This window comes from Pseudomonas sp. WC2, assembly GCF_050586545.1.
Classification (GTDB): Bacteria; Pseudomonadota; Gammaproteobacteria; order Pseudomonadales; family Pseudomonadaceae; genus Aquipseudomonas.
In genome coordinates, this window is record NZ_JBOBDR010000015.1 from 145,067 (window position 1) to 158,762 (window position 13,696).

General features: G+C 63.4%; 1 protein-coding gene. It reads right to left on the reverse strand.

Features of this window, described 5'->3' with window-relative positions; all coding sequences use genetic code 11:
• Positions 1 to 62: 62 nt before the first annotated feature.
• Positions 63 to 13,685, reverse strand: a complete 13,623-nt coding sequence (locus tag ACQ4OE_RS19385) for a non-ribosomal peptide synthase/polyketide synthase (RefSeq protein ID WP_430947588.1) — start codon at positions 13,683 to 13,685, stop codon at positions 63 to 65.
• Positions 13,686 to 13,696 lie beyond the last annotated feature (11 nt).

The following is a 13,696-nucleotide window of genomic DNA, read 5'->3' on the forward strand; positions in this document are numbered from 1 at the left end:
CATCACATCCCGGGCCGCTGCGCGCAATGCGCACCGGCCCTGTCAAAAAGTTAAAGACCGGCTCAGCGCGCCGACTGTTGCAGGCAATGCTCGACCAGCGCTTCCAGCTCGGCCTGATACTGCTGCATCAAGGTTTCGATGGTGCTTGGGCGGAAGCGACGGGTGCTGTACATGCAACGCATCGACAGCTTGCCGTCGAACACCTGACCGACGATTTCCAGCCAGTTGCCAAGGTTGGCGTCCAGGCTGTAGACGTCGCCGATGTGCTCGTCCGCCGGCATCAGCATCGCCTGCTCATCAAAGGTCTGGTCGAACTGCCCCAGGTAGTTGAAGGTCAGTCGCGCCTGTGGCAACGCCGCCAGACGCTGTTGCACCGACGCATCGGCCATGTAGCGCAACGCGCCGTAGCCGACACCCTTCTGCGGCACCGCCGCCAACTGTTCGCGTACTGCCAGAATCGACGCGCCGAAATCCTGCTCGGTCAAGGGCGCCAGCCGTACCGGGAACATGGTGGTGAACCAGCCGAGCGTGCGGCTCAGGTCCAGCCCTTCGACCAGGTCTTCACGGCCGTGCCCTTCCAGTTGCACCAGCACCGACTCGGCCTCGCTCCAGCGACACAGCACACGACCGAGCGCCGTCAGCAGCAGATCGTTGATCTGCGTGCCGTACACCGCTGGCGCCTGTTTGAGCAATTGCCCGGTGCGGGTGGCGTCGAGGCCCATGAAGGTTTCTTCGCGGAAGCGCACCAGGTTCTTGCCACGCGGGTTGTCACACGGCAGATCCTTGCCCGGCTGATCCAGCTGTGCCAGCCAGTAATCCAGCTCTTGCTCGACCAGTGCCGGCACCTGCGCCGCGAGGCCATCGGCCCAGGCGCGATAGCTACTGGTGCGCTGCGCGAGTTGCGGCTCGCGGCCCTGACTGAACGCCTCGTAGGCCAGTTGCAGGTCTTGCAGGAATACCCGCCACGACACCGCATCGATCACCAGGTGATGCACCACCAACAGCAGACGCACCTCGCCGTCCGGCAGGTTCACCAGCAGGCCGCGCAGCAGTGGCCCCTCGAGCAGGTTGAGGCTGCGCTGGGCCTGGTTGACCAGTGCGTCGAGTTGCTCGATGTCGCTGATCTCCCGTTGCCACAACAACGGGTTGCGTTCAGCGATGCGCAGGCAGTCCGGCAACGTTTGATAGTGCTGCAACCAGCGGCCCTGATCCTGATGGAAGCGCAGGCGCAACGAATCATGCTGCTCGAGCATCAACCGCAGCGTCTGCTCCAGCGCCGGGGCATCCAGTGCCTGGCGCGAACGCAGCATCATCGCCTGGTTGAAATGATGCGGTTCACTCATACCCTCGGCGAAGAACCACTCCTGAATCGGCAACAGACCAAACGCGCCCGCCTGCGCCACATGACTGCTATCGGCAGTCTGGCTCGAGCGGGCGACCGCTTGCTGGTCGAACAGGTTGCCAATGGTCTGGAAGCGCATCAGGTCGCGCAGCTTGATCTCCAGTTTCAGTTGCGCATGGTTGCGCGCCCGGGAAATCACTTGCAGGCTGAGAATCGAATCACCGCCCAACTCGAAGAAGTTGTCGCTGATACCCACCTGTTCCACTTGCAGCACGTCGGCCCAGATCTCTGCCAGCCAACGTTCCTGCTCGTTGCGTGGCGCCTGATATTGATCGGCGCAAAAGGCTGGCTCCGGCAGCGCTTTGCGGTCCAGTTTGCCATTCGGTGAGATCGGCAGGCGCGCCAGGCCAATGATCTGCAGCGGCACCATGTATTCCGGCAGTTGTGCGCGCAACAGGGTCTTCAGACGGTCGCCGGCGTTGTCGTCAGCGCTGACCACGTAACCGATCAACTGTTTGCCCGAGACGCCGTCACGGGCGATGACCACGGCATCGGTGACGCCGTCCTGAGCGCGCAGGCAGGCTTCGATTTCACCCAGTTCGATGCGGAAGCCGCGAATCTTCACTTGATGGTCGGCGCGGCCGACGTAATCGAGGATGCCATCTTGGCGCAGGCGCACCAGGTCACCGCTGCGGTACAAACGACTGCCCGGCGCGCCGAACGGATCCGGCACGAAGCGCTCGGCGGTGATGGCTGCACGGCCATGGTAACCTCGGGCAACCCCGTAGCCGCCGATATACAACTGGCCGGACAAGTCTTGTGGCAGCGGATTGAGATCGTCGTCCAGCACCCACAACGAGCGTTGGCCGACCACTCGCCCGATCGGCGCATAGGCGGCAGCGCAGGCTTCATCGTTCGGCGCTTTCCAGAGCATCGGCGTGACCACGGTTTCGGTCGGGCCGTAACCGTTGGTGATGAACTGCGGCTGCAACACGCGGCGCACTTGAGCCAGGGTCTGCTCAGGCACAGCGTCACCGCCCAGGCAGTAAATGCGCACCTTCGGCACGGTCATAGCGCTGGCCTCGACGTACTCGGCCACCTGCTTGAGGTAGGCCGGCGGGAAGCAGGCGATGTCGATCGAACGGCTGAGCAAGGCGTGGCTGGTCTGCTCCGGCGTCCACAGTTCATGATCGCGCAGCACCAGGGTGCCGCCGCAGGCCAGGGTGGTCAGCCAGCGTTCATGCGCGCCATCGAAGGCGAACGACATGAAGTGCAATTCGCGGGTGGTCGCGTCCATTTCGTACAGTTCGCGGATCGCCTGGCAATGCATGCTCAGCGGTCCGTGGGTCACCGCAACACCTTTGGGCAAACCGGTAGAGCCCGAGGTGTAGATCAGGTAAGCGAGGCTGTCATCACAGGTCTGCACCCGCGGCGCGGTGTGCGGATATTGATTGCCATCGAAATGATCGAGATCGAGCAATGGCAGGTTCGCCGGCAGCGGCAAGCGCTGGCTGGCGGCGCCACGGCTGATCATCTGACGCATGCCGGAGTCTTCGATCATGAAGGCCAGGCGATCGCTCGGATAATCGATGTCCAGCGGCACGTAGGCAGCGCCACTTTTGAACACCGCGAGCAAGGCCACCAGCATGTCGAGCGAGCGCTCAAGTGCGACACCGATCAGCACTTCCGGACCGGCACCCGCCGCGATCAAATGATGCGCCAACTGGTTGGCACGGCGCTCAAGTTGCGCATAGCTCAACTGCTCGTCGGCACATTCGGCGGCAATCGCCTCAGGGCGTTGCGCGGCAATCATCGCCGGTAACAGCTCGCGCCGGTGCACCGCCGCCGGTTCTGCGCCCCACTGTTGCAAGGCCTGCCATTGTGGCGCAGCCAGACGTTGCAGATTGCCCAGACGCTCGGTCGGCTGCTGCATCATGCTGTGCAGCAACACTTCCATGGTCTGGCGGATCCGCTCGACCGCTTCGACAGTGAAACGATCACGCAGGAACAGGTACTCGATGGAGAACTCTTCGCCCAGATGCACCGCCAGGTCCATCGGGAAGTTGGTCACGTCATGGCTGGCCGAGGTGCCGAAGCGCAAGCCGCCCGGAGCCTGTTCCAGACGCTGGTCGATCGGGTAGTTCTCGAACACGATGATGCTGTCGAACAAGGCTTGCCCGCCCTGCCCCGACCAGCGTTGTATGTCCGCCAGCGGTGCGTGAGCATGTTCACGCAGGTCGAGGTTATAGGCCTGCAGACTGCTCAACCAGGCGTTCAACGGCTGTGCCGGATCGAGGGTCTGGATCACCGGCAAGGTATTGATGAACAGACCCAGCATGCTGCCGGCATTCGGCAAGCCCTCCGGGCGTCCGGCCACCGTGGCACCAAACGCCACGCTGTGCTGCCCGGTGTAGCGCTGCAACAAGAGCAACCATGCGCCTTGAATCAGCGTGTTGGCGGTGATGCCCTGCGCTCGGCAATGCTGCTGCAACAAAGCGGTCTGCTGTGCATCCCAACGGGTGTACAACGCCTGGTGACCGTGCTCGGCGGACTCGTGACGCGGGTGCATCGCCTGGCTCAACGCCGTCGGTTCGACCAGCGTCTGCAAGTGGCCGCGCCAGAACTGCTCGAGTTGCGCCGAATCCTGCTGCTGCAACCACGCGATAAAGTCGCGATAACGACCGCTCTCGCCTTCAACCTGACCGGTTGCGTAATGCTGCAGCACCTCGCCGAACAACTGCGAACTGCTCCAGCCGTCCATCAGGATGTGGTGGCTGGTCCAGATCAATTGGTACTTGTCCGCACCCAGACGAATCAGGCGCGTGCGCTGCAACGGCATGCGGTCCAGCGCAAAACCCTGAACGCGCTGCTGACGGGCGAACTCGGCGAGTTGCGCATCATCCATCGGCGTGTCCAGCGCTTGCAGGTCAACCACGCCCTGACGGTGGACGATCTGCACGGGTGACGCCTGACTGTCTTGCCAGTGGAACGACGTGCGCAGAATTTCGTGACGCTGCACCACGCATTCCCACGCGGCACGGAAGCGCTCGATATCGAGGCCTTCCACCGACAGGTTGAGCTGATTGACGTAGAGATCGTCGCCATCATCGGACAAGGTGTGGAACAACATGCCCTGCTGCATCGGCGACAACGGATAGATGTCTTCAATGTCCGCGAACGCCACGGGCAAACCGTCCAGACGCGCCTGACTCAGCGCGGCCAGCGGGAAGTCCGACGGCGTCAGGCCGTGGTTGCCCGGAACCACGCAGTGGTCGATCAGCGCTGTCAGCTCACGCCCGTAATCATCGGCCAATGCCTGCACGGTCGCAGTGTCGAACATCTGCTCGCTGAAGCTCCACGACAGGCTCAGCTCACCGCCATACACCTGGCCGTTGACCGACAGCCAGTTACCCAGGGGGGCGCGATCGCTGAGGTCATTGCCGGCACTTTCGCCGGCCGGCAGGAACAGCGCAGCTTCGTCGAACTGACTGTCGAACTGGCCAAGGTAGTTGAAGGTGATTTTCGGCGTTGGCAGGTCTGCCAACGCCTCACGCGCCGACACATCGCCCAGATAACGCAAGGCGCCAAAACCGATGCCCTTGTCGGGAATCGCGCGCAGTTGTTCCTTGATCTGCTTGATCGAATCAGCGAGCCCGCTGGCCGGGGTCAGGTGCACCGGGAACACGCTGGTGAACCAGCCGAGGGTGCGGCTCAGATCGATATCGTCAAACAGGTCTTCACGACCATGACCTTCCAGCTGAATCAGCGCCGAGGCATGCCCGCTCCAGCGGCTGATGACGCGCGCCAGTGCGGTCAGCAGCAGGTCGTTGACCTGCGTGCGATAAGCCGCCGGGGCCTGTTGCAACAGTTGTTTGGTCAGCTCAGGGGCAAGACGCGTCTGCACACTGTGCGCGTAGCGGTTTTCCAGGCTGCCGTCCGGGCGCTCGCACGGCAACGTGGCGCTCGCCCCCTGCAAGTGCTCACGCCAGAAGGCCTGTTCATCATCGAGGCTGGCGGTGTGCGCCTGCAGGCGTTCGGCCCAGGCTTTGAAGGCGCTGGTCTTGGCCGGCAACGCGACCTCGCGCCCGGCCTGAATCTGGCTGAACGCGGTGTGCAGATCTTCCAGCAGAACACGCCACGAGACACCGTCGACCACCAGGTGATGCACCACCAGCAGCAAACGCTGAGTGTGGTCCGGCAGGTCGAGCAGCACACCTCGCAGCAGCGGACCGTCGTGCAGATTGAGGCTGCCCTGGGCCTGCTGACAGGTGGCTTCGATTTCATCAGGATCGGTCAGCGTGCGCTGCCAGAGCAGTGTTTGCGCAGGCTCGATCGCGCGGTGAGTGGCTGTCCAGCCGTCAGCCGTTTCACTGAACGACAAACGCAAGGCATCGTGATGCGCAACCAGTGCCTGAAGCACTTGCGCAACGCTGTCGGCGTGCAGGGTCATCGCCGGTTTGAGCAGCAACGACTGGTTCCAGTGATGCCGCTCGGGAATCGCGCTGGCGAAGAACCATTGCTGGAACGGCAGCAACGGCGTCGCACCGCTGACCGGCCCCTGGTCAATGCTCAGCAGCGTGCCGCCCAGTTGCGCGACTGCCGCCAGTGCCTGCACGGTCTGGTGCTGGAACAAATCCTTGGGTGTGAACTGGATACCGGCCTGCCGCGCACGGCCGACCACTTGAATCGAGATGATCGAATCACCACCCAGCTCGAAGAAGTTGTCCGTGGCGCTGACACGTTCAAGGCGCAGCACATCGGCCCAGATCATGGCGATGCGTTGCTCCATGTCGTTGCGCGGCGCCACGTAGCTGTTCTGCATCAGGCTGGCGTCCGGTGCCGGCAGCGCCTTGCGATCGAGTTTGCCGTTCGGGGTCACCGGCAGGTGCGCCAGCACCATCAAGTGCGCCGGCACCATGTGCGTTGGCAGACTCTCCTTGAGGACGTTGCGTACGCTGTCGCGCCATTCGCTCAGATCCGAATCTGCCAGCGGCTGCGTCGGCACCAGATACGCCACCAGTTGCTTGCCGCTGGGCCCGGCATGCGCCAGTACCACGGCTTCGCGCACGCTGCTCAGTTCCAGCAGACGCGCTTCGATTTCGCCCAGTTCGATGCGGAAACCACGGATTTTCACCTGGTTGTCGACGCGGCCCTGATAGTCAAACACGCCATCGGCGCGCTCACGCACCAGGTCCCCGCTGCGATACAGACGACTGCCCGGCGCCCCGAACGGATCGGGTACGAAGCGTTCAGCGGTCATCGCCGGACGATCCAGATAACCCCGGGCCAGCCCGCTGCCGCCCAGGTACAACTCGCCCATCACGCCCTGGGGCAACGCGTTGAGATCAGCGCTGAGCACACAGGTGCTGCGGTCGCCGATACGCGTACCGATCGGTGCATAGGCCGCGCCGCACTCGTCATTGCGTCCGGCCTTCCAGATCAGCGGGGTGACCACGGTTTCGGTCGGCCCGTAACCGTTGATGATGTACTGCGGCGCCAGCGCGGCACGCGCCCGCTCGAAACTGTCGTTGGGCACGGCGTCGCCGCCGAAGCAGTAGATGCGCACTGCGGGCGGCTGGCCAACCTGTTCGGCGTGCTCGGCCAATTGCTGCAGGTACACCGGCGGGAACGCCGCCACGGTCACGCCGTGCTGTTGCATGGCGCTATAGGTCTGCTCCGGGCTCCACAGACTGTCGTCACGCAACAACAGCCGCGAGCCATGGGTCAGCGGGGTCAGCCAACGCTCATGGGCGCCGTCAAACGCGAACGACATGAAGTGCAGTTCGCAATCGTCCGGGGTCATTTCATAGCGCTGGCCGATGGCCTGGCAATGCATCGCCAACGGGCCGTGCGCTACGCATACGCCCTTGGGTTGTCCGGTGGAACCTGAGGTGTAAATCACGTAGGCGAGGTTTTCCGCGTGCACGTCAACCTGCGGCGCAGCGTCTGGCCATTCGGCGGTCGGCAGGGTGTCCAGATCCAGTGCGCGCAGACCGGCGCTCAGCGGCAACCGGGTACGCAGCTGCGAATCGGTGAGCAACAGCGCGATGCCCGAGTCTTCGATCAGATAGGCCAGGCGCTCGCGCGGATAACTGGCGTCCAGCGGCACGTAGGCGCCGCCGGCCTTGAGCACAGCGAGCAAGGCCACCAGCATCGATGGGCTGCGCGGCAGGGCTACGCCGACGCGCACTTCCGGGCCGACGCCTTCATTGATCAGCACATGCGCGAGGCGATTGGCCTGGGTTTCAAGCTCGGCGAAGGTCAACGCCTGATCGCCACACCGCACGGCTTGTTGTTGCGCCTGCTGCGCCGCAATCACCGCGATGCGCTGATGCACCAGCAACGGATCCGTGCACGGCTGCGCACGGTTGCTGTCCTGCAAACGGTTCTGTTCTTCACGGCTGAGCAGGGTCAACGCGCCGAGACGCGCACTGGCCGACTGCACGAATTGCTCCAGCAGCGAGGCCAGTTGTGCGTGCAGACGCACAATCGCCTCCTGGCTGAAATTCGCCGAAGCAAAGCTGTAATGCACCGACAGGGTGTCGCCCAGATTGACCCCGACCGTCAACGGAAAATTGGTTTGTTCACGGGTGTCCACCGCGCCGAAATTCAGGCCCAGCGCTGAGCCTTGCTCCAGCGCTTCGGAGATCGGGTAGTTCTCGAACACCAACAGGTTGTCGAACAGGCCATCGCTGCCCTGCCCCGACCAGCGCTGGATATCAGCCAGTGGCGTGTGTTCGAAATCACGCAGGGCGATGTTGAGTTCCTGCACGGTTTGCAGCCACTGGCTGACCGTCAATTGCGGTTCCGGACGGGCAATCACCGGCAAGGTGTTGATGAACAGGCCGACCTGCTGCTCGACCCCCGGCAGGTTCGCCGGACGCCCCGACACCGTGGCGCCGAATGCCACGGTCGACTGCCCGGTGTAACGCTGCAACAGCAGCAGCCACGCCGCTTGCACCAAGGTGTTAAGGGTGACTTTTTGCTGGCGGGCAAATTCACTCAGGCGCAACGTGCCGGTGGCGTCGATCCACTGCTGATACTGTTCGGTCTCGCCATTTGCGCTCGCCGAACGATCCGCCAGCCCTTGGGCCAAGCGGGTCGGCTCATCAAATTGCGCCAGACGCTCAAGCCAGAACTGCTCGCTGAGCTGACGGTCCTGACGCTGCAGCCAGGCGATGTAATCGCTGTAGCGGCCGATGGCTGCTGCTGGCACTTGCCCGGCATAGCGTTGCAACACCTCACCGAGCAACTGCGAGTTGCTCCAGCCGTCCATCAAAATGTGATGACTGGTGTAGAGCAGTTCGTGACGGTCTGCAGCGGTGCGCACGACCACCAGGCGTAACAGCGGCACCTCGTTCAGGTCGAACGGACGGCTGCGCTCGGCCTCGGCCAGCGCATCCAGCGCCTCACTCGGCTGGCCGCGCCAGTCGTGAAGGATGAACGGCAGCGTGGCCGTGCGTTCGACGATTTGCAGTGGCTGTGCTTGCTCGCCGCCCCAGACAAACCGCGTACGCAGAATGTCATGAGCCTCCAGCGCCGCTTGCCAGGCCTGACGGAAACGCTCGACATCAAGCCCTTCCACCGACACGCGCATCTGGTTGATGTAATCGCCCGAACCTTGTTCGTACAGGGTGTGGAAAAGCATGCCCTGCTGCATTGGCGACAGCGGGTAGACGTTGTCCACCGCTTGCGGATCCGTGATCAACGCATCGAGCTGCGCCTGGCTGAGGTCAGCCAACGGGAAGTCCGACGGCGTCACGCCGCGGTTGTGCGCCTCACAGCAATGGGCGATCAGCGCATTGAGTTCTTGCGCATAGTCGTCAGCCAGACGCTGGATCGTCGCCTGATTGAACATTTCGTGGCTGAACGACCAGCTGAGGTTGAGCTCACCGCCATAGACCTTGCCGTTGATGTCCAGCCAGTTGGCCAGCGGTGCCAGCGAACTCTGTTCACGGCCGGTGCTTTCACTGGCGGGCACGAACAGCGCGGCATCGTCGAACTGGCTGTCGAACTGCCCCAGGTAGTTGAAGGTAATGCGCGGTACCGGCTGCGCGGCGAGGGTCTGCTGCGCGTGTTCATTGCCCAGGTAACGCAAGGCTCCGAAACCCAGGCCTTTGTTCGGCACGCCACGCAGTTGTTCCTTGACCGCCTTGAGCGAATCGGCCAGGTCCATGGCTGGGGTCAGGCGCACCGGGAACAGGCTGGTGAACCAGCCGACGGTGCGGCTCAGGTCGATGTCGTCGAACAGCTCTTCACGACCATGACCTTCGAGTTGAATCAGGGTCGAAGCCTGACCGGTCCAGCGGCAAATCACCCGCGCCAGTGCCGTCAGCAGCACATCGTTGATCTGCGTGCGATAGGCGGCGGGCGCCTGCTGCAGCAGTTGGCGGGTCTGATCAGCATTCAGGCGGGTTTCCACACTCACCGCGTGACGGTTTTGCAAGGTCGCCGCCGGGTTGTCGCAAGGCAAATCGGCAGGCGCCTCGCCCAACTGCTCGGCCCACCACGCCAGTTCGTTTTGCAGCTCGCCGGCGGCGAACGTTTGCAGGCGTTGCGCCCAGTCCTTGAACGGGCTGGTCTTGGCCGCGAGTTTGATCGTCTGACCGTTTTGCAGTTGCTCGCAAGCGTTCTGCAAATCTTCCAGCAACACGCGCCACGACACACCGTCGACCACCAGGTGATGGATCGCCAGCAACAAACGCTGACTGCCGTCGGCCACATTCAGCAGCACGGCGCGCAACAGCGGGCCGTTTTGCAGATCGAGGCTGCCTTGCGCGGCGTCGCACACCGCTTCGATTTCGTCGACGTGCTGCACGCTCGCCTGTTGCAGCAACGCTTGGTTCTCCGGCACACGGTGCGTGGCCGTCCAGCCTTCAGCGCCTTCGCTGAAGCTCAGGCGCAAGGCATCGTGATGCGCCACCAGCGCCTGCAAGGCGCGTTCAAGGACGTTGGCATCGACCGCCTGCGAAGGTTTCAGCAGCAGCGACTGATTCCAGCGCTGACGCTCGGGAATCTGCAGTTCGAAGAATCGTTGCTGGAACGGCAGCAACGGCGTGCTGCCGGTGACGGCGCCCTGCTCGATGCTGAACGCCGCTTCGCCACGCTGGGCGACCCGGGCCAGACCTTGCACGGTCTGGTACTGGAACAAATCCTTGGGGGTAATGCGCAGACCGGCCTGACGGGCGCGGCTGACCACCTGAATGGAGATGATCGAGTCACCGCCCAAGGCAAAGAAGTTATCCGTGACGCCCACCTGCTCCAACCCGAGCACGGCCTGCCAGATCTCACACAATTGCCGTTCGTTGTCGTTGCTCGGTGCCAGGTAGGTGTGCTGCTCCAGCGCTGCATCAGGTTTGGGCAGGGCCTTGCGATCAAGCTTGCCGTTGGGGGTCAGCGGCAGTCGTTCGAGGAACAGCAAGTGCGCCGGCACCATGTACTCCGGCAGGTGTTCACGCAGGCCGGCCTTGAGCACTTCGCGCAGCCGCGCCTGTTCTTCGGCATTGCCCAGCGCAGCGCTCGGCACGATGTAAGCGACCAGTTGCTGACCGCTCGCGCCTTCCTGCGCCAGCACCGCCAGTTCGCGCACCGCGTCTTGTTGCAGCAGGCGTGCTTCGATCTCGCCCAGCTCGATGCGGAACCCGCGCACCTTGACCTGATGGTCGATACGCCCGACGTATTGCAGGTTGCCGTCAGCTTGATAACGCGTCAGGTCACCCGTGCGGTAGAAGCGCTCGCCCGGAGCGCCGAACGGGTTCGGCAGATATTTTTCTGCGGTCAACGCCGGCCGGGCCAGGTAACCGCGGGTGATGCCGGCACCGGCCAGATACAGTTCGGCGGCAACGCCTTGCGGCACCGGTTGCAGCTCGCCATCGAGGACATAGCTGGCGGTGTGCTTCAGTGGCCGTCCGATGCTCGGCTGGCCACCGGCCATGCGCCGGGTCCAGGTCGAATAGGTGGTGTCTTCCGACGGACCGTACAGGTCGAAAACATGCTCGACCGTCGGTTGCGCGTATAGGGTGTCGACCAGCGCTTGCTTGAGCGGCTCGCCGGCCAGATTGATGATGCGCACGCTCGGCGGGATCTCGCCGCTGCGTTGCAGGGCGGCAATCGCCGACGGCACGGTGTTGATCAGGCGCACCTGATCGCGGGCCGGCAACTGCGGCAACTCCAGCGCATTACGGGCGATGATCAGGGAACCACCGTTGGCCAGGGTGACAAACAGCTCCCACACCGACAGGTCGAAACACACCGAGGTCGAGGCCAGCACGCCTTGAATATCGTCGCGGCTGTACACCGATTGCGACCAGTCGATCAGCGCCAGCACGTTGCGATGCGCAATCGCCACGCCTTTCGGTTTGCCGGTAGAACCGGAGGTGTAAATCACATACGCCAGGTTGTCGGCCGACACCCGCGTGTCCGGCGCATGCGCAGGGTACGCGGCGAAATCTTCGGCGGCGTTGTCCATCAGCAGCACGTCGGTGTCGGCCGCGATCGCCAGATTGGCGGCGACCTCGCGTTCGGTCAGCAGGCACAGCGCACGACTGTCTTCGAGCATGTAAGCGACACGGTCGGCCGGGTAATCCGGATCGAGCGGCACGTACACACCCCCAGCCTTGAGCACGGCCAGCAGCGCGACCAGCAGATTTTCCGAGCGCTGCATCGCCACGCCGACCCGCACTTCCGGGCCGACGCCACGTTCGATCAAGGCATGCGCCAACGGGTTGGCCCGCGCTTCAAGCTGGGCATACGTCAGGTGCCGCTCGGCAAAGGTCACCGCGCGTGCATCCGGGGTCTGCGCCGCCTGACGAGCGATCAACTGATGAATGCACAGATCGCTGGCAAACGGCGCGTCCACAGGGTTCCAGTCGTGCAGCAAGACCTGCCGCTCACTGGCATCGAGCAACGGCAACTCGCCGACGCGCTGTTGCGCATCGCTGACGATGCCCTTGAGCAGCGCCTGCAAGTGCCGGCCCATCCGCTCGATGGACGTCGCCTCAAACAGGTCCGTGGCGTAGATCAGCGAGGCCCACACGCCTTGCGGCGACTCGTGGGTTTCAAGGGTCAGGTCGAACTGCGCCGTGAGGCTGTCCCAGTTCACACTTTCAACCGCAAGCCCCGGCAACTGCATGGCCTGATTGACCTGCCGCGTGCCGCTCTGATGGTTGAACATCACCTGGAACAACGGGCTGCGGCTCAGGCTGCGTTCCGGCGCCAGGGCTTCGACCAATTGCTCGAACGGCAGATCCTGATGCGCCTGCGCGCCCAGCGCCGTTTGCTTGGCCTGGGCCAGCAACGCGCTGAACGGCATGCTGCTGTCGAGGCTGGCGCGCAAGACTTGGGTGTTGACGAAAAAGCCGATCAACCCTTCGGTTTCCGCGCGATTGCGGTTGGCAATCGGCACGCCGATGCGAATGTCATCCTGACCGCTGTAGCGATGCAGCAAGGTCTGGAACGCCGCCAGCAACAGCATGAACATCGTCACGCCTTCACGTCGCGCGAGGTCATGCATGCCTTTGCTCAACGCCGCGTCCAGTTGCAGATCCAGACGTGCGCCGCGATAGCTTTGCACCAGTGGGCGCGGATGGTCGGCCGGCAGCTCCAGCACGCCCGGATCCGAACCCAGGTGTTCGACCCAATAGCTCAGTTGCCGCTCGCGCTCACCGGCGTCCATCCAGCTGCGTTGCCACTGGGCGAAATCGGCGTACTGAATCGGCAACGGTGCCAGCCTGGCCGGCGCGCCCCGACTGAACCCGGCATAGAGTTCGATCAACTCGCCGACCATCACTTGCATCGACCAGCCATCGGAAATGATGTGATGTTGCACGATCACCAGAACGTGATCGTCCGGTGCCAGTTGCAACAGGCAGACGCGCAGCAACGCATCCTGTTCAAGGTCGAACGGGCGGGCGATCTGTGCTTCGATGGCCGCGCGCAAACGCGGCTCATCGACTTCGCCTGCCAGTGGGGGAACCTCGATCGGCAAGGCATACGGCGCCTTGATCAGCTGAATGGCCTTGTCCTGATCACCTCGGGCAAACCCGGTGCGCAGAGTTTCGTGACGCTCGATCAGCGTATCGAAACTGCGCTGCAGTACCGCCATGTCCAGGGCGCCGCGCAAGCGTAACGCCGTGGGAATGTGGTACGCCGCGCTGTCCGGCTCCATCTGCCAGAGAAACCACTGCCGCTCCTGGGCATAAGACAACAGCAGCGGTTCACCTTCGGTACGCCGGAAAATCGGCGCGATGCCATAAAGGTTAATGCCCTGTTTGCCCAGTAGAATCGCCAGCGCCTTGCGTTTCTCGGGAGAAAGCGCGCCTACCGATTCAATCAACTGCTGCATGCCGTGGTCCT

Bases quoted from the DNA above. Each gene is read 5' to 3' on its own strand.
- ACQ4OE_RS19385 (WP_430947588.1), bottom strand. From the start codon at position 13,685: ATGCAGCAGTTGATTGAATCGGTAGGCGCGCTTTCTCCCGAGAAACGC.